The organism is Pseudomonas sp. PAMC 25886, from assembly GCF_000242655.1.
Classification (GTDB): domain Bacteria; phylum Pseudomonadota; class Gammaproteobacteria; order Pseudomonadales; family Pseudomonadaceae; genus Aquipseudomonas.
Map to the genome: position 1 here is coordinate 93,759 of NZ_AHHC01000084.1, position 19,564 is coordinate 113,322.

Below are 19,564 nucleotides of genomic sequence, written 5' to 3' on the forward strand. Positions count from 1 at the left end.
TCAAACCCCACACAACGAACGCAGCAACCCAGTATCCAAATGCCGCTCTACCAAATCCGCCAACCGCTCAATATCCCGCTCCCGCAACCCGTGATAATCCACCTCTTGCACATCCTCCAACCCAGCCCACCGCAACAACGCACTGCACGCCGCCGGCGTCTCAAACAACCCATGCAAATAGGTCCCGAGAATCTGCCCATCCTCACTCTGCGCCCCATCAGTGCGCCCATCGTCCAACTGCACCGCAGGTCTCAATAAACCGGCGCCACTGGTTACACCCGCGTGGATCTCATACCCACTCACCTCGGCCTCCTCCAGCAACAACCGCCCCCGCACATTGCGCAGCTGCTTCTCTTCTTCCAGCGTCGTACTGAACCCCAACAACCCAAGACCGGCGCTCGAACCGCAAGGCCCTTCCAACCCAAGCGGGTCATGCACCTGCTCGCCGAGCATCTGCAACCCACCACAAATCCCCAACACCTTCCCGCCATAACGCAGGTGCCGCGCCACGGCGGTGTCCCACCCATTGGCCCGCAAATACGCCAGATCACTGCGCACACTCTTCGAGCCCGGCAAAATAATCAGGTCCGCCGCCGGAATCGCCTGCCCCGGCCCGACAAACTGCAAATCCACCTGCGGGTGCAACCGCAACGGATCAAAATCCGTGTGATTGCTGATACGCGGCAACACCGGCACCACCACCTTGAGCACTTGCGCCGCCTTGTCGATCTGGCGCTGGTCGATACCGTCCTCCGCCTCCAGGTGCAAATCCATCACGTACGGCAACACCCCCACCACCGGCTTGCCGGTACGCGCCTCCAGCCAATCCAGCCCCGGCTGCAACAGCGCAATGTCCCCGCGAAACCGATTGATGATGAAGCCTTTGACCCGCGCCTGTTCGGTCGACGACAGCAATTCCAGCGTGCCCACCAAATGCGCAAACACCCCGCCTCGATTGATGTCGGCGATCAGCAGCACCGGGCAGTCCACTGCTTCGGCAAAGCCCATATTGGCGATGTCATTCGCCCGCAGATTGATCTCTGCCGGCGAGCCCGCGCCCTCGACCATCACCACCGGATACGCCGCACTCAAACGCGCATGGGAGGCCAGCACTGCCTGCATCGCGATGGCTTTGTAATCGTGATAAGCCACGGCATTCATGGTGGTCACGGCGCGCCCATGGATAATCACCTGGGAGCCTGTGTCGCTGTTGGGCTTGAGCAGCACCGGGTTCATGTCGGTGTGGGGCGCCAGGTTGGCCGCCTGGGCCTGCACCGCCTGGGCGCGGCCGATCTCGCCACCTTCGGCAGTCACGGCACTGTTGAGGGCCATGTTCTGGGGTTTGAAGGGCACCACCGGGATGCCCTGGCGCACCAGCCAGCGGCAGAGTGCGGTCACCAGCGTGCTTTTGCCCGCGTCGGATGTGGTGCCCTGCACCATCAAGGTACTCATGAGGCGTCCTTGTAGGCGCTGAGCGCCTGTTCCAGCCGCAGCCAGTCGGCCTCGGTGTCCGGCAGGCCGAAACGCAGGCTGCTGTTGTCGACAAACAGGCGCAGCAGGATGCCGCGCTGGGCCATGAATTCATGCAGCTGCTCAGCCCGGTCGGTGATCATCCACTGGAACAGCGCGCAGCCGCCCTGAGGCCGCACGTCGTGGCGCTCAAGCATGTCAAACAGACGCTGGCTGGCCGACTCGCAACGCAGCCGCTGTTGCGCATGGCCGGCGGTATCGCGCAGGCACACTTGCCCCAGCACCCGCGTCGGCCCGCTGACGGCCCACGGCCCCACCTGCTCGGCGAGCAGTTTGAGCAGCTTGCGCTCGGCCAATACAAACCCCAGCCGTACCCCGGCCAGACCGAAGAATTTGCCGAACGAGCGCAGCACGATCAGGCCGACTTGATGAGCCTGGCTCGCCAGACTCAACTGCGGAGTGATGTCCATGAAGGCTTCATCCACCACCAGCCAGCCACCGCGTTGGGCCAGGCGTGCATGCCAGTCCAGCAAGCGTTGGGGCGACAGGCTCAGGCCGGTGGGGTTGTTGGGGTTGACCACCACCAGCACGTCGAGGCTGTCGAGGAAGAAGTCGACTTCCTGCTCCAGCACTTCGCGCACGATATAGCCGGCGCGACGCCAGGCCTCCGCGTGCTCGGCGTAGCACGGCGACAGCACACCGACCTTGCCCGCCCGGCGCAGGCGCGGCAGTAACTGGATCGCGGCCTGGGAGCCAGCGACCGGCAGCACATGGGGCGCCCCATAATATTCGCAGGCGGCCTGTTCCAGGCCGTCATCGGTTTCTGGCAGGCGCGCCCAGGCCCGCAGCGGGATTTCCGGGATCGGGAACGGCCACGGCGCCAGGCCGCTGGACAGGTCCAGCCATTCGGCCTCGGGAATGCCGTATTGCATCGCCGCCTTGCGCAAGCGGCCACCGTGCTCAAGCATAAAATTCCGCCCCCACACACAGGATCAGCAACCACAGCCACACGCCGCGCTGCACCAGTTGCCAGCCGCGCTCGATGGAGTCTGCATCGGCGGGCGGGCCTTCGCCCAGTTGCGGGCGCTGGTGCAGTTCGCCGTGATAAATCGCCGCACCGCCCAGCTCTACGCCGAGGGCGCCGGCACCCGCCGCCATCACCGGGCCGGCGTTGGGGCTGTCCCAGGTCGGGCCCTGGGCGCGCCAGCATTTGAGCGCCAGTCGGGTTTTGCCCAGCAGCGCGTAGGTCAACGCCACCAGGCGTGCCGGAATGTAGTTGAGCACGTCGTCGATCTTTGCTGCAGCCCAGCCGAAACGTTCAAAGCGTTCATTGCGATAGCCCCACATGGCATCCAGGGTGTTGCTCAGACGATAGAGCACCACGCCGGGCACGCCAGCCACCACAAACCAGAACAGTGCAGCGAATACCGCGTCGCTGCCGTTTTCCAGCACCGACTCGGTGGCCGCGCGGGCGACTTCGGTGGGGTCCAGTTCACTGGTCTGGCGGCTGACCAGGTAGCTGACGCGCTGGCGCGCCTCGTCCAGGTCATCACTGCGCAGTGCTTGCGCCACCGGCAGCACGTGTTCGCCGAGGCTGCGCATGCCGAGGGCGCAATACAGCGCGAGGATTTCCAATACCCAACCGATGTAGGGCGCCCACGACAGGGCCGTGGCCAGCAGCGTCAGGGGCACCACCGCGATCACCCACGCCGTCACGCCATGGCTGCGCCAGCCACGGCCGCCGGAGTTGAAACGCTGCTCGATGCGCCCGGCAAAATTGCCGAACGCCACCAGCGGATGCCAGCGCCTGGGTTCGCCCAGCAGCGCATCCAGCGCCACGGCAGCGACAGTCAGCAAGGCCACACTCATTGACTCACTCCCCAAACATTCTCATACAACATGTCGCTCAGTGGCCGTGGTTCGGTCCAGCCTTCGAGCTGCAACATCGGTGCCGGGTAGAACTCGGTCACCGGGCCCAGGCACAACACGGCCAGCGGTTTGGCGCCGGGCGGCAGGCCCAGCAGGTCGGCCAGGGCCCGGGGTTCGAACAGCGAGACCCAGCCCATGCCCAAGCCTTCGACGCGGGCCGCCAGCCATAGATTCTGGATCGCACAGGACAACGACGCCATGTCCATTTCCGGCAAAGTGCGGCGCCCGAAGATATGCCGCTCGCGGTCGTCCATCAGGGCAGCCACCAGTACTTCGGCGCAGTCGTTGATGCCTTCGACCTTGAGCTTCATGAACTGGTCGGAGCGCTCGCCAAGGGCTTCGGCGGTGCGTACGCGCTCCTCTTCCACCAGTTGCTGGATCTGCCCGCGCAGGTTGCGGTCACTGATGCGGATAAACCGCCAGGGCTGCATCAAGCCGACGCTCGGCGCCTGGTGCGCGGCTTGCAGCAGGCGATGGAGCAATTGCGGCGCAACGCTGCCGCCGTTGAAGTGACGCATGTCGCGGCGCTCGGCGATGGCGCGGTAAACGGCTTCGCGGTCGGCTTCGGGAAAGGCGTTGTCAGTCATGGCCTCTTCGCGAGCAAGCCCGCTCCCACATTGGATTGCGTTTCAACTCGGTCAAGTGTGGGAGCTGGCTTGCCTGCGATGGCAGTCTGATGGTCCGGCGCAAACAAGGCAGCCACCGCCACCGGGTTGGACGGGAAATAAAAGTGCACGTAGGACGCCGTCATCCGGCCCTGACGGTAAACCGCCTCGGCGCCGCGCCCGCCATTCGGGCTCAGGCCCCGGGCAATCGGCTGCCACTCGGTGCTGGTCAGCGAATGATGGTAGGTGTGGCCGCGCAACAGGCCTTCGGGCAGTTCGACGTTTTGCAGGGCCAACGCTGCCAGGCGTTTTTGCATCACGGCATCGCCCTGGAGCAAGCCGACCAATTCAGCTCGCGTACCGTCGACATCGGTGAGCGAGTCCAGCAAATAGAGCATGCCGCCGCATTCGGCCAGCAATGGCTTGCCAGCGGCGTGGTGGGTGCGGATGGCGTCGAGCATCGCGGTATTTTCCGACAACGCCTGGTGATGCAATTCCGGGTAACCGCCGGGCAGGTACAGACTGTCAGCCTCAGGCAATGCGCGGTCACGAATCGGCGAGAAGAAACGCAGCTCGGCGCCCATCGCCCGCAGCAGGTCGAGGCTGGCGCCGTAGGTAAAGGCAAACGCTTCGTCGCGCGCCACAGCAATACGCACGCCGGCCAGCATCGGTTGGGCCTCGATCACCTCGGGCGCGGCGAATTCCACCGGCGGTGGCAGCGCTACCTCGCAGCTGCTGCCCAGGGCCTGGGCGGCGGCATCGAGGCGCAGGTCGAGGTCGTTCAATTCGCTGGCCTGCACCAGGCCAAGGTGGCGACTGGGCAACTCGATGCCGGTTTCCCGGGACAGCGCGCCGTACCAGCGCAGGCCTTCGGTGAGGCTGCCTTCGAGCAATTGCGCATGGCGCAGGGTGCCGACGCGGTTGGCCAGCACGCCGGCGAACGGCAGGTCCGGCTGGTAGCGCGCCAGGCCCAACGCCAGGGCGCCGAAAGTCTGGGCCATGGCCGTGCCGTCGATCACCGCCAGTACCGGCACGCCAAAGTGGCGCGCCAGGTCGGCACTGGACGGCGTGCCGTCGAACAGGCCCATCACGCCTTCGATCAGGATCAGGTCGGCTTCCCCCGCCGCTTCCCACAGCAACCGGCGACTTTCCTGCTCGCCCACCATCCACATGTCCAATTGGTAGACCGGCGCACCACTGGCGCGCTCGTGGATCATCGGATCGAGAAAGTCCGGGCCGCATTTGAACACCCGCACCTTGCGCCCCAGGTTGCGGTGCAAGCGGGCAAGCGCGGCGGTGACGGTGGTTTTGCCCTGGCCAGACGCCGGTGCGGCGATCAGGACAGCAGGACAGTGACGGGGCTGATTCAAAGTTCGATGCCTTTCTGTGCCTTGATACCGGCCTGGAAGGCGTGCTTGAGCATGCCCATTTCCGTCACGGTGTCGGCCATTTCGATCAATTCGGGTTTGGCACCACGGCCGGTCACCAGCACGTGTTGCATGGGCGGGCGGGCCTGCAGGTCGCTGAGCACCTGGTCCAGGTCGAGGTAGCCGTGCTTGAGGGCAATGTTCAGCTCATCCAGCACCACCAGGCCGATGGCCGGGTTTTGCAACATTTCCCGGGAGACCGCCCAGGCGGCTTCGGCGGCCACAATGTCCCGCGCGCGGTCCTGGGTTTCCCAGGTAAAGCCTTCGCCCATCACGTGGAAGCGCACCTGCTCGGGGAAACGGCGGAAGAACAGTTCTTCGCCGGTGCTGTTGCGGCCCTTGATGAACTGCACCACGCCGCACTGCATACCGTGGCCCATCGCCCGAGCCAGCATGCCAAAGGCCGAGCTGCTCTTGCCTTTGCCGTTGCCGGTGAGCACCAGCAGCAACCCGCACTCGTTCGGTGAATTGGCAATGCGCTCGTCAATTACGGCTTTTTTGCGCAGCATGCGCGCCAGGTGGCGTTCGTCACGATCGGGGGATTCAGTCATGGCAGCTCTCCGTTGGGGCTGGACAAAAACGGCGGGCAGGAAAAAGACACATACAGACAGCCAAGCATCGCCCACCGTGATGCTGTTGGATGGATCAGGCCGGTCTCCGGGCTCATGAGTGACATGCAATGCCGAGGGTGCGCCTTCCCATATCGCGGGCGATACAGTGGCTTAAGGCACCGTCTTGACTCATTTACCGTTGCGGGGGCAGCGCCGGGATCGTGGCTGCACTGTAGAAAAGTACGCTCACTCACCGGCTTCCCTGTTTCACTCAGTCGGCGCGTACGCCACAGAGCACCTGAAACAAGCCGCGAAGGTTAGTGGGTTGGGGGTGGAGCGTCAATTAAAGCCGGACACGCGCGTGAACCATCGGGCCGGCGTGCACCTCTACCACTACAGGTATTAAGGAGAAAACCATGCACAAGACCCGACTTGCCCTACTGATCATGGTCGCCGGCACCCTCGCCGCCTGTGGTGAAAGCTCTACCCTGCAAGTGTCCGACGGCACCGGACCGTCGCCCAAGCTGCCGGAACCGAATAAAACCCTGATTCCCACGGTGAACATCGCGCCGGCGATCGGCTGGCCCGAAGGCACCAAGCCGACCCCGGCGGCGGGCACTCAGGTCGCAGCGTTTGCCGAAGGCCTGGATCATCCGCGCTGGCTGTATGTGCTGCCCAATGGCGACGTGCTGGTGGCTGAAACCAATGCGCCACCCAAGCCGGATGATTCCAAGGGCATTCGTGGCTGGGTGATGGAGAAAGTCATGGGCCGCGCCGGCGCCGCCGTCCCCAGCCCGAACCGCATCACCCTGCTGCGGGACGCCGACCACGATGGCGTGGCCGAAACCCGCACGGTGTTCCTGGAGAACCTGAACTCGCCGTTCGGCATGACCCTGGTGGGCAACGACCTGTATGTCGCCGACTCGGACAAATTGCTGCGCTTCCCTTACCAGCCAGGCGAAACCTCGATCAAGGCAGCCGGCACCCCAGTGGTCGACTTGCCGGGTGGCAGCATTAACCACCATTGGACCAAGAACGTGGTCGCCAGCAAGGACGGCAGCAAGCTGTACGTGAGCGTGGGCTCCAACAGCAACGTCGGCGAAAACGGCCTGGAAGCGGAACAGGGGCGCGCCGCGATCTGGGAAGTGGACCGGGCCACCGGCCAGCACCGCATCTTCGCCTCAGGCCTGCGCAACCCCAACGGCATGGCCTGGGAACCACAAAGCGGCAAGCTGTGGACGGCCGTCAACGAGCGCGATGAAATCGGCAGCGACCTGGTGCCGGACTACATCACCTCGGTCAAGGACGGGGCTTTTTACGGGTGGCCGTTCAGTTACTACGGGCAGCACGTGGATGTGCGGGTGACACCACAGAACCCGGACCTGGTGGCCAAGGCGATCGCACCGGACTATGCGGTGGGCCCGCACACGGCGTCCCTGGGGCTGACCTTTGCCGATGGCAACACGTTACCGGCGCAGTTCAGCAATGGCGCATTTATCGGCCAGCATGGTTCGTGGAACCGCAAGCCCCACAGTGGCTACAAGGTGATCTTCGTGCCGTTTGAGGCAGGCAAGCCCAAAGGCCAGCCGGTGGATGTGCTGACCGGGTTCCTCAACAGCGATGAGAAAGCCTTGGGCCGTCCGGTCGGTGTGGTGATCGACAAACAAGGGGATTTGCTGGTGGCGGATGATGTGGGGAACAAGGTATGGCGGGTGTCGGCGGCTAAATAGCCAACCCTGAAAAGCACTGTGGGAGCCTAGGCTCCCACAGTTGTTTTTGCTTATGGATTACGCGCAAGGTGCTCGGCCGGCAACACGCGCTTGGCACTCAGGTAGGCGTTCTGCCAATAGGCCTTGGACAGCGTGTCCAGCTTCACCGTACCGCCGGTTTGCGGCGCATGCACAAAGCGCCCTTCCCCCACGTAGATCCCGGCATGGCTGACCTGCGAACCGCCACCGGTGGCGAAGAAGATCAGGTCACCGGTTTGCAGGTTGTTTTCGCTCACGTCCTGGGCGCGCATCACGATCAGCTCGCGCGTGGTGCGTGGCAGAGAGATGCCGGCCGCATCGCGGTAGACAAAACCGATCAGGCCACTGCAATCAAACCCCGAGTCCGGCGTGTTGCCGCCCCAGCGATAAGGCGTGCCCACCAGGCCCAGCGCACGAAAGAGCACGTCTTCGGCTGCCGGCGAGAAACTTTGGGTGGCGTAGGTGTTGAACACCGGCTTGGGCTTGACGGCCACGGGAGCAGGCGGAGGACGACTTGCGCAGGCGCTGAGCAGCGCGGCGCAAACGAGAAGAATTAGGCGGGCCGAGGTCGACATGGGCAGAACAATCCTGATCTGGATGCGGCTTTCGCTGCCGAACGTTGAAAAACAGAACGCGCAAGCAAAGCTCGCGCGATCGATTTACAACAATGTCCAGGGATTCTAGCGCTTACACGTCAAACTTCAAGTATCACTTTAACTTTACTTGCTGGCGGTAACGGTAGTCGGGGCCATCGCGAGGGCGCGCTTGGCTTCGATGAAGGTTTTGCTCCAGTAGCTGTCACCCAGGTTGTCGACTCGCACACCACCGCTGCGGCGGCTGCTGGAGTGGATAAACTGGTTGTCGCCCAAGTAGATACCGGCGTGACTGACACGACCACGGCCAGCCGTACTGAAGAAAAGCAGATCGCCGGGCTTGAGGTTGTTTCGTGCGACCAACGGTGCATCCACATTGATCATTTCGCGGGTGGAGCGCGGCAGGTTCATGCCGGCTTCCTCGCGGAACAGGTAGCCGATGAAACCGCTGCAATCGAAACCGGCTTCAGAGGTACCGCCGAAACGGTAACGGGTACCGATCAGGGACATGCCGCGTTCGAGAATGCTGTCAGCCAGAACGGGAAGCTGGTAAGGCTTGGCGCCGGCGAAGTCGGCGAGTTCTTTTTCGGTAGCCTGCTCTTCTTTATAGAAAGCTTCCTGGTAAACCGTGGAAGACTGAGCTGCTACGAACTTTGCCTGGGACTGCTGTGCTGGTTTTTGCTGCTCAGCCACGTTTTGAGTGTGGGTGGCGCAACCAAACAACAGGGTAACGAGTGCGAGAGGCACGAGGGGTGCGAAGCGATTTAGCATGGGCACGACCGTGGCTGATGTGTAAAGAAGACGAGACTATGCCCTCTATCACATCGATTTGCAAATTCAATCGTGATCTATGTGACTTCTTGTTTGGACTATGACATCTAAGCCCTTAACACCCTATGCAACCCATTTGCGTGGCCAAAACGGCCCAAACGCAGGTTTTCTGGCGCCTGGAATTTGCCGAAAGCCCCGAATTTGAAGGGTTGGCTACCAGCCGAGGGTTTCTTTAAGGAAGGGAATGGTGAGCTTGCGCTGGGCCTGTAATGAGGCTTGGTCGAGCTGTTCGAGCAAGTCGAACAGCGCGCTCATGCTGCGGGTGCCACGGGTGAGGATAAAATGCCCGACTTCGTCGGTCAGGTGCAACCCGCGACGGGAAGCACGCAGTTGCAGGGCACGCAATTTGTCTTCGTCGGACAACGGACGCATCTGGAAGATCAGCGCCAGGGTCAGCCGTGACTTCAAGTCCGCCAGCTTCACCGGCAGCTCACGTGGCGAGGTGGACGCGGCAATCAACAGGCGCCGGCCGCTGTCACGCAAACGGTTGAACAGATGGAACAGCGCCTCTTCCCAATCCGCCCGCCCCGCGACCGCCTGCAAATCGTCCAGGCAGACCAGTTCGTATTGTTCAAGGTTGTCGAGGATCTCGATACCGCGGTCCAGCAGCTCCGCCAACGGCAGGTACACCGCCGGTTCACCCATCTGCTCGAAGCGCAGGCAAGCGGCCTGCAACAAGTGGGTACGCCCCACGCCATCCTTGCCCCAGAGGTAGATCAGGCTTTCGGTCCACCCGGCGTCGGCTTCGCAGAGCCGCTCGACATAGCCGAGTGCAGCGGCATTGGCGCCTGGGTAGTAATTGATAAAGGTGGCGTCGTCACGCAGACGCACACCTAGGGGCAGCTGAATCGGTTTCATGCTGACTGAACGGTTCCAATCGAACCGTTAGTGGCCTCTGTGTAAAGTTTGCAAAGTTTATACCCGTGACGCCGGGCGCACAATGCAGCAGACCACAAGCAAAATCAAAGGTTTGCGTTAACTTGTTGGATTTGGTCAAGATTGTTTGACGCACTGGCGAAACGCCAGAGCCGATAAACGACAAACCCGGCCTTGAGCCGGGTTTGTGAGGCTGCGGTTATAACTCCGGTTCGTCTGTTCCGGCGTACATGTCCGAGTCCTTGTACAAGTCGTGCACATGGCGCACCAGCACCATGATCACCGCCGCCACCGGCAGCGCCAGCAGAATGCCGGTAAAGCCGAACAACTCGCCGCCCGCCAGGATCGCAAAGATCACTGCCACCGGGTGCAGGCCGATCCGGTCGCCCACCAGCAACGGCGTCAGCACCATGCCTTCCAGGGCCTGGCCCACCATGAACACCGCGACAATCCCGAGCATCGGGTACAGGTCGCCGTGAAACTGGAACAGCCCGGCCACCAGCGCCGCACCAATCCCGATCACAAAGCCCATGTACGGCACGATGGCCGCCAAGCCCGCGATCAGGCCGATCAACAGCCCCAACTCCAGGCCGATAGCCATCAGGCCCGCCGCATAGATGACCCCCAACGCCAGCATCACCAACAACTGGCCACGGACGAAGGCGCCGAGCACCTCATGACATTCCTCGGCCAGGGAGACCACGCGCTCTTCGCGGTCGCGCGGCAGCAGGCTGCGGATCTTGGCCATCATGATGTCCCAGTCCCGCAGCAGGTAGAACGCTACCACCGGGATCAGCACCAGGTTGGTCAGCCAGCCGATCAGCGCCAGGCTCGACGCCGTCGCCTGGCTCAGCACCACGCCGACGATGTCGGTGGTCTGGCCCATGTGCTCGCTGATGGCCGCCTTGACCTTGTCGAACTTCCAGAAACCGTCCGCCAGCCCCAGCTTGGCCTGCGCCCACGGCATGGCCGTGTGTTGCAGCCAGTCGAGCATCTGCGGCGCCAGTTCATAGAGCTTGAACAATTGCTTGGCCAGCATCGGCACCAGCACCAGCACCAATGCCGTGATGATCAACGTGAACAAGGCAAACACCGCCACCACGCCCCAGGTACGCGAGAGGCCGATCTTTTCCAGACGATCCACCACAGGATCGAACAGGTAAGCCAACAGCAACGCGACCAGGAACGGTGTCAGGATCGAATGCAGCAGGAACACAAAAACGCACAGCAGGACAATCCCGCCAAGCCACACCCAACGACGCGTATCCGCCATATACCACTCCGTCTGTTATTTGCTTCCTGCTTCTATATAAGGAGGAAGAACGCTTACCAATGAAAACGTAACTGCGGCGTCGGCTCGACCGGCGCCGGTTGTGCACCTTCCACCACCGGCTGCGGAGCCGGAGCTTCGCCTGCCGGGACTTCCTGCAACTTGGCCAGGCTCAACTGGCTGCGCAACTGCTCGGCACTGCCGTTCACCCGATACACGATGCGAGTGCCGTCCACACGCACCGGCTGGGCACCAAACGGCTCCAGCAGATGACCGAGGGCCGCGTAATGCTCCAGGTTCATGCCCTGCACTTCCAGCAACTGATCGCTGGTGGCAGCGCCGGCCTTGACCGCAAAACGTGGCGCCAGGCGTTCGCTGACGGCCAGCAGCACGGCATCGGCCAACGCGGCGGTGTCAGCGCCGGTGGCAGTGCCCTGCTCGCTTTTATCGCCGAGCCACAGGCGCCATTTGGCCGACCATTGGCCGCCGTCTTCACGGGCATGCACCGCCAGCAAGGCGTCGGCGCCGTAACGTTCGGAGGCGGCCCGCAATGGCGTGGCGTCAGGGCTTTCGAGATTCGGCGCGGTGGCGACGATTTGCTCGTCCAGGTCACCCAACGGCAGGCGCAACGGCAGACCACGATGCTGGGCCGCACGGCGCAGTGGCTGGGCGACGGTCTGGCCATCGCCGACCAAACTGCTGCCTTCAACGGAATCGTTCAACCACCAACCGAGGATCGACGGCCGATTGCTGCCCCACAGCGCCAGGCCCGCGCCACGCAAGGCGCGATCGGTGCTGACCGGGTCGAAATCCACTTGCAGGCTTTCCGGAGGGCCGGCGTCGTAGCCGTACTGGCTGATGATCTGTTGCGGGTCCTTGCGAATCGCTGCCAGGGCCGGGCCATCGGCTGCCTTCGCGTCGCCGGTCAGGCGGATCACCAGGGTTTGCACGGCGCGCTGGGTAGCCTGGTCACGCTCCTGAGGAGACTGACTGCTGACCGGCTCAAGTACTTGATAGAGGCCATTGAGGGTTTCGGCATGACTCGCCAGGCTGACCAACGACAAACAGCCCACAAAAAAATATTTACTCAGACCCATGAAAGAAGATTCCCGAACGGCAAAATAAGCGGTTGGAACAGACCGCGTGAACAGTGTTGAGCAAGGCTGTGACCACAGCGACCGGCAAAACATTCACAAGGCCTCGGCAAGTTTTTGTACTGTCATAACGATAGCGAGTTAAAGGCTATACCTTAATACGGCCCGTGACCGACTCGATTAGCGATTTTTTTAACAGCTATTGCCCCTGCCCGTCGGCCCGAGGATGGCCGCTGCCCCTCAAGCCTGATAAAATCGCGCGCCTTCGCAGACCGTCAATGGCAGGCCATGCTGAAACTTCAGGTTTCGGTATACCCGCCGCATTCGGTCGTTACCCCTGAATCCCCCCTAAAGGCCTGGATCATGAGCAAGCAACCCTCCCTGAGCTACAAGGACGCCGGTGTAGACATCGACGCCGGTGAAGCATTGGTCGAACGCATCAAGAGCGTCGCCAAGCGCACTGCGCGCCCCGAAGTCATGGGCGGCCTGGGCGGTTTTGGCGCCCTCTGCGAGATCCCGGCCGGCTACAAGCAGCCTGTATTGGTCTCCGGCACCGACGGTGTGGGCACCAAGCTGCGCCTGGCACTGAACCTGAACAAGCACGACAGCATCGGCATCGACCTGGTTGCCATGTGCGTGAACGACCTGGTGGTGTGCGGCGCCGAGCCGCTGTTCTTCCTTGATTACTACGCCACCGGCAAGCTCAACGTCGAGACCGCGACCCAAGTGGTTACCGGCATCGGCGCCGGTTGCGAACTGTCCGGCTGCTCTCTGGTCGGCGGCGAAACCGCTGAAATGCCAGGCATGTACGAAGGCGAAGACTACGACCTGGCCGGCTTCTGCGTCGGCGTTGTAGAGAAATCCGAAATCATCGACGGCTCCAAAGTCGCAGCCGGTGACGCCCTGCTGGCCCTGCCATCCTCCGGCCCGCACTCCAACGGCTACTCGCTGATCCGCAAGATCATCGAAGTGTCCGGTGCCGACATCGAAACCATCCAGCTCGACGGCAAGCCTCTGACCGACCTGCTGATGGCCCCGACCCGCATTTACGTGAAGCCGCTGCTCAAGCTGATCAAGGACACCGGCGCGGTCAAGGCCATGGCCCACATTACCGGTGGCGGCCTGCTGGACAACATCCCGCGCGTGCTGCCTAAAGGCGCCCAGGCGATTGTCGACGTGGCCAGCTGGCAGCGCCCGGCAGTCTTCGACTGGCTGCAAGAGAAAGGCAACGTCAACGAAACCGAAATGCACCGCGTGCTGAACTGCGGCGTGGGCATGGTGATCTGCGTGGCTCAAGAGCACGTTGAAACCGCGTTGAACGTACTGCGTGAAGCCGGCGAGCAGCCTTGGGTCATCGGCCAGATCGCCACCGCCCCTGAAGGCGCCGCTGCGGTTGAACTGAAGAACCTCAAGGCACACTGATGCAAGGGCAGATGTCCCAGACCTGTGATGTCGTGGTGCTGCTCTCCGGCACCGGCAGTAACTTGCAGGCCCTGATCGACAGCACGCGCGCCGGCGACAGCCCGGTGCGCATCGCTGCGGTGATCTCCAACCGCAGCGACGCCTACGGCCTGCAACGCGCCAGGGACGCAGGTATCGACACCCGCTCCCTGGATCACAAGGCTTTCGAAGGCCGCGAGGCCTTCGACCGCGCCTTGATCGAACTGATCGACGCCTTCAATCCCAAACTCGTGGTACTGGCCGGCTTCATGCGCATTCTCAGCGCTGACTTCGTGCGCCACTACAACGGGCGCCTGCTGAATATCCACCCGTCCCTGCTGCCAAAATACAAAGGGTTACACACTCACCAGCGCGCCCTGGAGGCTGGCGACACCGAGCACGGCTGCAGCGTGCACTTTGTTACCGAGGAACTCGATGGCGGGCCTCTGGTCGTACAGGCAGTAGTTCCGGTAGAGTCTGCGGACTCTGCGCAGACGCTTGCGCAACGGGTTCACACCCAGGAACACAGGATTTACCCGCTGGCTGTTCGCTGGTTCGCTGAGGGGCGGTTGATTCTTGGCGACCACGGTGCATTATTGGACGGTCAGTTACTTGCGGCCAGCGGCCACTTGATTCGAACCTAGGAGACTTTATGCGTCGCGCCCTGCTCTTCGCCTTTGCGCTGTTCGCCTTGCCTGCCGTGCAAGCGGCAGACCTTCACCCTTTCTCCGCCAGCTACACCGCCGACTGGAAACAGTTGCCCATGAGTGGTTCGGCAGAACGCAGCCTGACCAAGAATGACAACGGCACCTGGACCTTGAATTTCAAGGCCTCCATGATGATCGCCAGCCTGACTGAAACCAGTGTGATCCGCTTCGACAAAGATGCCCTGCAGCCGGTGAGCTACACCTTCGAACGCGGCGGCCTGGGCAAGACGAAGAAGATCAACCTCGACTTCGATCAGACGGCCAAGAAAGTCACCGGCTTTGAAAACAAGGACGCGGTCAACGTTGCCCTTCAAAGCGGCATGCTCGACAAGTCGACCTACCAGTTGGCACTGCAGCGCGATGTTGCAGCCGGCAAGAAAAGCATGAGCTACAACGTCGTCGAAGGTACTGATGTCGATACCTACGACTTCCGCGTGATCGGCCCGGAAAAGGTCCAGACCAAAGCCGGCTCGATCGATGCGATCAAGGTCGAGCGCGTACGTGACCCGACTCAAAGCAAGCGCATTACCCAAATGTGGTTTGCCAAGGACTGGGGCGGCATTCTGGTTGCCCTGCGTCAGGTCGAGACCGACGGCAAGGAATACAACATCATGCTGCAAGACGGTACCGTTGACGGCAAGGCTGTCAAAGGCAGCTGATCTGCCATGCAGTGAAAGAGCCTCGCGTATGCGGGGCTTTTTTTCGCCTGTCGCCTGACGCCAACATGAAACTTTTGTCATAAAACTCAGCGCCCTGCGACGCAATGTCGCGGTTTCCGTGGGCTCGCGGGATTACGCCAGTTTCTGTAAAGGTGTGTTGCAATTCCTGGTTATTTACTTAGCAAGCTAACAAATCATATAACAAAGGCCTGCGACGCCTTGCCGCAGATCAACCAGAGATTGGAGCAAGCAGATGACTGTAAAAGTAACTGAACGCGACGATGAACATATGTCCCACGAAGCAGTAGCCCACGGGATTCACATCTGGGATGTACACCAGCAAGACCTGCTGGTCGGCATGTTTCACGACGAGGCCGAAGCTCATAATTATAAAAACGAGCTCGAGACCCTTGAGATGAAACGCCAGGCGCAAAGCTCCTGAAACTCTGAAATCCGATAGACACCCAGCCCCACGCAGCTGGAGTGTCTATAAACACAAACCCCGCCTTTTGAGCGGGGTTTGTGTTTATAGGGGGTGGGGTTTGGGATTTTGGGGGCGCTTCGCGCCCCAGCGGGGGACAAGCCCCCTCACCACAACAAGCTCCCTTGCCACGACAAGCTCCCTCGCCACAATGTTGCTTCTAGAGCCTTACCACATCAGGTCATCAGGGATCTGGTAGGCGGCGTACGGATCATCCTCATCCGGCACCTGGCTTTCGGTCAGCACGTTCATCTGCACGATACGCTCCGGCGCCCGCTCCTGGATCTTCAGCGCGGCCTCGCGCGGGATCACCTCGTAACCGCCACCGTGATGGACGATTGCCAGGGAGCCGTTGCTCAGCTTGTTACGCATCAGCGTGTTGACCGACAGGCGCTTGACCTTCTTGTCATCCACGAAGTTGTAGTAGTCCTCGGTGGTCAGCTTGGGCAGGCGCGAGGTTTCGATCAGTTGCTTGACCTGGGCAACACGGGCCTTGGCCTCGGCTTTTTCCTGCTGCTGGCGGTTCAGTTCCTGGTCACGCTTGACCTTCTCGGCGTGGGCTTCAATGGCCAGGCGCGCCTGGCTGTCGTCGGCCTCGGCCTGGCCTTTATGCACCAGACGCTGCTGTTTCTGTTTCTCTTTGCCGACCTGCTTGGCCTGCTTTTGGTTGACCAGGCCTGCTTTGAGCAACTGGTCGCGAAGGGAAATGCTCATGGTGCTTACTCACTTGGGCAACGGCTCAGCCGCAGCTGGACAGGTTCTTTTCCTGGCGTTTGGCTTCGCCCCACAGGGCGTCCAACTCTTCGAGGGTGCAATCTTCTATGGGACGGTGGGTCTCGCGCAATGCCTGTTCGATAAATCGGAAACGTCGTTCGAATTTTGCATTGGCTAAACGCAAGGCGGCTTCCGGGTCGACCTCCAGATGACGGGCCAGGTTGACCGCCGCAAACAGCAGGTCACCTACCTCATCGGCGATGGCGGCCGGGTCGTTGTCGACCATGGCTTCGAGCACTTCATCCAGCTCTTCGCGCACGTTGTCCACCACCGGCAACGCAGCGGGCCAGTCGAAACCCACCTGCCCGGCGCGCTTTTGCAACTTCGCAGCACGGGAAAGCGCCGGCAAGGCCGTGGGCACGTCATCCAGCAGGGATAATTGCTGTGGCGCGTCGGACTTTTCCGCACGCTCCTCGGCTTTGATCTCTTCCCAGCGCAGCTTGACCTGCTCTTCGCTCAATGGCGGGATATCCAGCGGCGCATACAAGTCGCCGGTAGGAAAAACGTGTGGATGACGACGAATCAGCTTGCGGGTGATGCTGTCGATCACCCCGGCAAATTCGAAACGCCCTTCTTCCCGCGCCAGCTGGCTGTAATACACCACCTGGAACAACAGGTCGCCCAACTCACCCTGCAGGTGATCGAAATCCCCGCGCTCGATGGCGTCGGCGACTTCGTAGGCTTCTTCCAGGGTGTGGGGAACGATGGTGGCGTAGGTTTGCTTGATGTCCCACGGGCACCCGTATTGCGGGTCCCGCAGGCGGTTCATCAAATACAGCAGATCTTCAAGCGAATACATCGGGCTACTCATGGTGTCCGGTTGCGCCGGGTCTCAATGATGTTCGGCAACTGGGAAATACGCCCCAGCAACCGACCCAACGCGTCCAGCCCCGGAATCTCGATGGTCAGGGACATCAACGCCGTGTTGTCCTCTTTATTCGAGCGGGTGTTGACCGCCAGTACGTTGATCCGCTCGTTGAGCAGCACTTGCGATACGTCACGCAACAGCCCCGAACGGTCGTAGGCACGGATGACGATGTCCACCGGGTAGGTCAACACCGGCACCGGGCCCCAGCTGACCTGGATGATCCGCTCCGGCTCGCGCCCGCCCAGCTGCAACACCGAGGCACAGTCCTGGCGGTGAATGCTCACCCCGCGGCCCTGGGTGATGTAGCCGACGATGGCGTCGCCCGGCAATGGCTGGCAGCAGCCGGCCATTTGCGTCATCAGGTTGCCGACGCCCTGGATCTGGATATCGCCACGCTTGCCCGGCTTGTAGCCCGTGGCCTTGCGCGGGATCAGTTCCAGCTGCTCGCTGCCGCGCTCCGGCTCAACCAGTTGCTGGGCCAGATTAACCAACTGCGCCAGGCGCAGATCGCCGGCACCGAGGGCGGCAAACATGTCTTCGGCGATCTTCATGTTGGCCTTTTCGGCCAGCTTGTCGAAGTCCACCTGCGGCAGGCCAAGGCGCGCCAATTCGCGTTCGAGCAAGGTCTTGCCGGCGGCGACGTTCTGGTCGCGCGCCTGCAACTTGAACCAGTGGACGATCTTCGCCCGGGCCCGGGACGTGGTGATGTAGCCCAGGTTCGGGTTCAACCAGTCGCGGCTCGGCGTACCGTGCTTGCTGGTGATAATCTCGACCTGCTCACCGGTCTGCAGGCTGTAGTTGAGCGGTACGATGCGCCCGTTGATCTTCGCGCCACGGCAGTTGTGGCCGATCTCGGTGTGCACGCGGTAGGCAAAATCCAGCGGCGTGGCGCCCTTGGGCAAGTCGATCGCGTGGCCGTCGGGGGTGAAGATGTAGACCCGGTCGGGTTCGATATCCACCCGCAACTGATCGGCCAAACCGCCGATGTCGCCCAGCTCTTCGTGCCATTCCAGCACCTGGCGCAACCAGGAGATTTTCTCCTCGTACTGGTTGGACCCGGCCTTGACGTCGGTGCCCTTGTAGCGCCAGTGGGCGCATACGCCCAGCTCCGCTTCCTCGTGCATCGCGTGGGTGCGGATCTGCACTTCCAGCACCTTGCCCTCGGGGCCGATCACCGCCGTGTGCAACGAGCGGTAACCGTTTTCCTTGGGGTTGGCGATGTAGTCGTCGAATTCCTTGGGGATGTGGCGCCACAGCGTGTGGACGATACCCAGCGCGGTGTAGCAGTCGCGCATTTCCGGCACCAGCACGCGCACGGCGCGCACGTCGTAGATCTGGCTGAAGGCCAGGCCCTTGCGCTGCATTTTGCGCCAGATGGAATAGATGTGCTTGGCCCGGCCACTGATGTCGGCTTCAACCCCGGTGGCCTGCAATTCCGTGCGCAATTGGCTCATCACGTCGGCGATGAAACGCTCACGGTCCAGCCGCCGCTCATGGAGCAGCGTGGCAATCTGCTTGTACTGATCGGGTTCGAGGTACCGGAAGGACAAGTCCTCCAGCTCCCACTTGATATGGCCGATACCCAGGCGGTGGGCCAGCGGCGCGTAGATGTCGAACACCTCGCGGGCGACGCGGTTGCGCTTTTCGTCGTCGGCGGTCTTCACCGCACGAATCGCGCAGGTGCGCTCGGCCAGCTTGATCAGCGCGACGCGAACGTCGTCGACCATCGCCACCAGCATCTTGCGCAGGTTTTCCACCTGGCCCTGGGTGCCCAGCACCATGGACTGGCGGGGGCTGAGGCTGGCGCTGATGGCCGCCATGCGCAGCACGCCGTCGATCAGCTTGGCCACCACGGTGCCGAAACGCTGGCTGACGGTGGGCAGTTGAATATGCCCTTCGCGCACGCCGCGATACAGTACCGCTGCGATCAGTGAATCCTGATCGAGCTTGAGATCGGCGAGGATCTCGGCGATTTCCAACCCGGTGCGAAAGCTTGAAGTGCCTTCGGCCCACAGGTTCTTGGCCGCATTGTCTTGCTGCTCAGACTCACGAGCGAACTCGCAGGCTGCTTTCAAGGCTTCACGGTCCAGTGCCGGGTCGACACTGATGGCATGATCCAGCCATGCCTCGAGATTGATACTGCCGTCGGTGTTGATCGGCTGGTGTGCTCTCACCTGTACCATCTTGCTTACCTTCCCTACGACGCACCTTTTAGTGCGTCAAAATCATCGCTGACCTGCT

Annotated in this window: 19 protein-coding genes and 1 riboswitch; of the genes, 5 read left to right on the top strand and 14 right to left on the bottom strand. The window is 62.0% G+C overall.

The window, feature by feature from the left end:
* From MUM_RS0128630 to cobO, 6 genes are read right to left on the bottom strand one after another with little or no spacing between them, the layout of a single operon-like run.
* Positions 1–1,452, bottom strand: coding sequence for a cobyric acid synthase (locus tag MUM_RS0128630; protein ID WP_010176459.1), 1,452 nt, complete (start codon positions 1,450–1,452; stop codon positions 1–3).
* Positions 1,449–2,438, bottom strand: a complete 990-nt coding sequence (gene cobD / locus MUM_RS0128635) for a threonine-phosphate decarboxylase CobD (protein ID WP_010176460.1) — start codon at positions 2,436–2,438, stop codon at positions 1,449–1,451. The genes MUM_RS0128630 and cobD overlap by 4 nt, the downstream gene beginning before the upstream one ends.
* Positions 2,431–3,339 carry an adenosylcobinamide-phosphate synthase CbiB gene (cbiB, locus tag MUM_RS0128640; protein ID WP_010176461.1) on the bottom strand — a complete coding sequence of 303 codons (909 nt, stop codon included), beginning with the start codon at positions 3,337–3,339 and terminating at the stop codon, positions 2,431–2,433. The genes cobD and cbiB overlap by 8 nt, the downstream gene beginning before the upstream one ends.
* A complete protein-coding gene (bluB, locus tag MUM_RS0128645; protein WP_010176462.1) occupies positions 3,336–3,986 on the bottom strand; it encodes a 5,6-dimethylbenzimidazole synthase in 651 nt (216 codons plus the stop codon). The genes cbiB and bluB overlap by 4 nt, the downstream gene beginning before the upstream one ends.
* Positions 3,983–5,374: a cobyrinate a,c-diamide synthase gene (locus tag MUM_RS0128650; protein WP_010176463.1), complete on the bottom strand. Its 1,392-nt coding sequence runs from the start codon at positions 5,372–5,374 to the stop codon at positions 3,983–3,985. Before MUM_RS0128650 ends, bluB begins: the two co-directional genes overlap by 4 nt.
* Positions 5,371–5,982: a cob(I)yrinic acid a,c-diamide adenosyltransferase gene (gene cobO / locus MUM_RS0128655; protein WP_003210751.1), complete on the bottom strand. Its 612-nt coding sequence runs from the start codon at positions 5,980–5,982 to the stop codon at positions 5,371–5,373. The genes MUM_RS0128650 and cobO overlap by 4 nt, the downstream gene beginning before the upstream one ends.
* Positions 5,983–6,062: 80 nt before the next feature.
* Positions 6,063–6,299, bottom strand: a riboswitch (cobalamin riboswitch).
* 99 nt (positions 6,300–6,398) lie between these two features.
* Between cobO and MUM_RS0128660 the strand changes: the two genes are divergently transcribed.
* Entirely contained in the window at positions 6,399–7,712 is a 1,314-nt protein-coding gene (locus tag MUM_RS0128660) for a PQQ-dependent sugar dehydrogenase (protein WP_010176464.1), read from the top strand.
* A gap of 50 nt (positions 7,713–7,762) precedes the next feature.
* On the opposite strand, the gene MUM_RS0128665 is transcribed toward MUM_RS0128660, so the two are convergent.
* From MUM_RS0128665 to MUM_RS0128685, 5 genes are all read right to left on the bottom strand, one after another.
* On the bottom strand, positions 7,763–8,305 hold the full coding sequence (locus tag MUM_RS0128665) for a C40 family peptidase (protein WP_003210749.1): 543 nt from the start codon (positions 8,303–8,305) through the stop codon (positions 7,763–7,765).
* Between the two features lie 144 nt (positions 8,306–8,449).
* Positions 8,450–9,094, bottom strand: a complete 645-nt coding sequence (locus MUM_RS0128670) for a C40 family peptidase (RefSeq protein WP_010176466.1) — start codon at positions 9,092–9,094, stop codon at positions 8,450–8,452.
* Positions 9,095–9,307: 213 nt separating this feature from the next.
* Positions 9,308–10,012, bottom strand: coding sequence for a DnaA regulatory inactivator Hda (gene hda / locus MUM_RS0128675; protein ID WP_010176467.1), 705 nt, complete (start codon positions 10,010–10,012; stop codon positions 9,308–9,310).
* 217 nt (positions 10,013–10,229) lie between these two features.
* Positions 10,230–11,303, bottom strand: a complete 1,074-nt coding sequence (locus MUM_RS0128680) for an AI-2E family transporter (RefSeq protein WP_010176468.1) — start codon at positions 11,301–11,303, stop codon at positions 10,230–10,232.
* A 53-nt stretch (positions 11,304–11,356) separates the two neighbouring features.
* Positions 11,357–12,397, bottom strand: coding sequence for a DUF2066 domain-containing protein (locus tag MUM_RS0128685; RefSeq protein ID WP_010176469.1), 1,041 nt, complete (start codon positions 12,395–12,397; stop codon positions 11,357–11,359).
* A 360-nt stretch (positions 12,398–12,757) separates the two neighbouring features.
* On the opposite strand from MUM_RS0128685, the gene purM reads away from it, so the two are divergent.
* From purM to MUM_RS0128705, 4 genes are all read left to right on the top strand, one after another.
* Positions 12,758–13,816: a phosphoribosylformylglycinamidine cyclo-ligase gene (gene purM, locus MUM_RS0128690; protein ID WP_010176470.1), complete on the top strand. Its 1,059-nt coding sequence runs from the start codon at positions 12,758–12,760 to the stop codon at positions 13,814–13,816.
* Positions 13,817–13,827: 11 nt separating this feature from the next.
* Positions 13,828–14,478: a phosphoribosylglycinamide formyltransferase gene (purN, locus tag MUM_RS0128695; RefSeq protein WP_010176471.1), complete on the top strand. Its 651-nt coding sequence runs from the start codon at positions 13,828–13,830 to the stop codon at positions 14,476–14,478.
* A gap of 8 nt (positions 14,479–14,486) precedes the next feature.
* Positions 14,487–15,200 carry a DUF3108 domain-containing protein gene (locus MUM_RS0128700; RefSeq protein WP_010176472.1) on the top strand — a complete coding sequence of 238 codons (714 nt, stop codon included), beginning with the start codon at positions 14,487–14,489 and terminating at the stop codon, positions 15,198–15,200.
* A 253-nt stretch (positions 15,201–15,453) separates the two neighbouring features.
* Positions 15,454–15,642 carry a hypothetical protein gene (locus MUM_RS0128705; protein ID WP_003210741.1) on the top strand — a complete coding sequence of 63 codons (189 nt, stop codon included), beginning with the start codon at positions 15,454–15,456 and terminating at the stop codon, positions 15,640–15,642.
* 207 nt (positions 15,643–15,849) lie between these two features.
* Here MUM_RS0128705 and MUM_RS0128710 read toward each other — a convergent pair whose 3' ends face one another.
* Genes MUM_RS0128710 through relA form a run of 3 tightly spaced genes read right to left on the bottom strand, consistent with a single transcriptional unit; the run spans position 15,850 to position 19,506 of the window.
* On the bottom strand, positions 15,850–16,395 hold the full coding sequence (locus tag MUM_RS0128710) for a DUF2058 domain-containing protein (protein WP_010176473.1): 546 nt from the start codon (positions 16,393–16,395) through the stop codon (positions 15,850–15,852).
* 25 nt (positions 16,396–16,420) lie between these two features.
* A complete protein-coding gene (mazG, locus tag MUM_RS0128715) occupies positions 16,421–17,254 on the bottom strand; it encodes a nucleoside triphosphate pyrophosphohydrolase (RefSeq protein WP_010176474.1) in 834 nt (277 codons plus the stop codon).
* Positions 17,255–17,262: 8 nt separating this feature from the next.
* Complete coding sequence (gene relA / locus MUM_RS0128720) at positions 17,263–19,506, bottom strand: GTP diphosphokinase (protein ID WP_010176475.1); 2,244 nt, start codon at positions 19,504–19,506, stop codon at positions 17,263–17,265.
* Positions 19,507–19,564 lie beyond the last annotated feature (58 nt).

Excerpts from the sequence above, each read along its gene's own strand:
- hda (WP_010176467.1), bottom strand. The coding sequence starts at position 10,012 with ATGAAACCGATTCAGCTGCCCCTAGGTGTGCGTCTGCGTGACGACGCC.
- relA (WP_010176475.1), bottom strand. The coding sequence starts at position 19,506 with ATGGTACAGGTGAGAGCACACCAGCCGATCAACACCGACGGCAGTATC.
- bluB (WP_010176462.1), bottom strand. The coding sequence starts at position 3,986 with ATGACTGACAACGCCTTTCCCGAAGCCGACCGCGAAGCCGTTTACCGC.
- purM (WP_010176470.1), top strand. The coding sequence starts at position 12,758 with ATGAGCAAGCAACCCTCCCTGAGCTACAAGGACGCCGGTGTAGACATC.
- purN (WP_010176471.1), top strand. The coding sequence starts at position 13,828 with ATGTCCCAGACCTGTGATGTCGTGGTGCTGCTCTCCGGCACCGGCAGT.
- cbiB (WP_010176461.1), bottom strand. The coding sequence starts at position 3,339 with ATGAGTGTGGCCTTGCTGACTGTCGCTGCCGTGGCGCTGGATGCGCTG.
- cobD (WP_010176460.1), bottom strand. The coding sequence starts at position 2,438 with ATGCTTGAGCACGGTGGCCGCTTGCGCAAGGCGGCGATGCAATACGGC.
- MUM_RS0128680 (WP_010176468.1), bottom strand. The coding sequence starts at position 11,303 with ATGGCGGATACGCGTCGTTGGGTGTGGCTTGGCGGGATTGTCCTGCTG.
- MUM_RS0128665 (WP_003210749.1), bottom strand. The coding sequence starts at position 8,305 with ATGTCGACCTCGGCCCGCCTAATTCTTCTCGTTTGCGCCGCGCTGCTC.
- MUM_RS0128670 (WP_010176466.1), bottom strand. The coding sequence starts at position 9,094 with ATGCTAAATCGCTTCGCACCCCTCGTGCCTCTCGCACTCGTTACCCTG.
- MUM_RS0128705 (WP_003210741.1), top strand. The coding sequence starts at position 15,454 with ATGACTGTAAAAGTAACTGAACGCGACGATGAACATATGTCCCACGAA.
- MUM_RS0128710 (WP_010176473.1), bottom strand. The coding sequence starts at position 16,395 with ATGAGCATTTCCCTTCGCGACCAGTTGCTCAAAGCAGGCCTGGTCAAC.
- MUM_RS0128685 (WP_010176469.1), bottom strand. The coding sequence starts at position 12,397 with ATGGGTCTGAGTAAATATTTTTTTGTGGGCTGTTTGTCGTTGGTCAGC.
- mazG (WP_010176474.1), bottom strand. The coding sequence starts at position 17,254 with ATGTATTCGCTTGAAGATCTGCTGTATTTGATGAACCGCCTGCGGGAC.
- cobO (WP_003210751.1), bottom strand. The coding sequence starts at position 5,982 with ATGACTGAATCCCCCGATCGTGACGAACGCCACCTGGCGCGCATGCTG.
- MUM_RS0128630 (WP_010176459.1), bottom strand. The coding sequence starts at position 1,452 with ATGAGTACCTTGATGGTGCAGGGCACCACATCCGACGCGGGCAAAAGC.
- MUM_RS0128700 (WP_010176472.1), top strand. The coding sequence starts at position 14,487 with ATGCGTCGCGCCCTGCTCTTCGCCTTTGCGCTGTTCGCCTTGCCTGCC.
- MUM_RS0128660 (WP_010176464.1), top strand. The coding sequence starts at position 6,399 with ATGCACAAGACCCGACTTGCCCTACTGATCATGGTCGCCGGCACCCTC.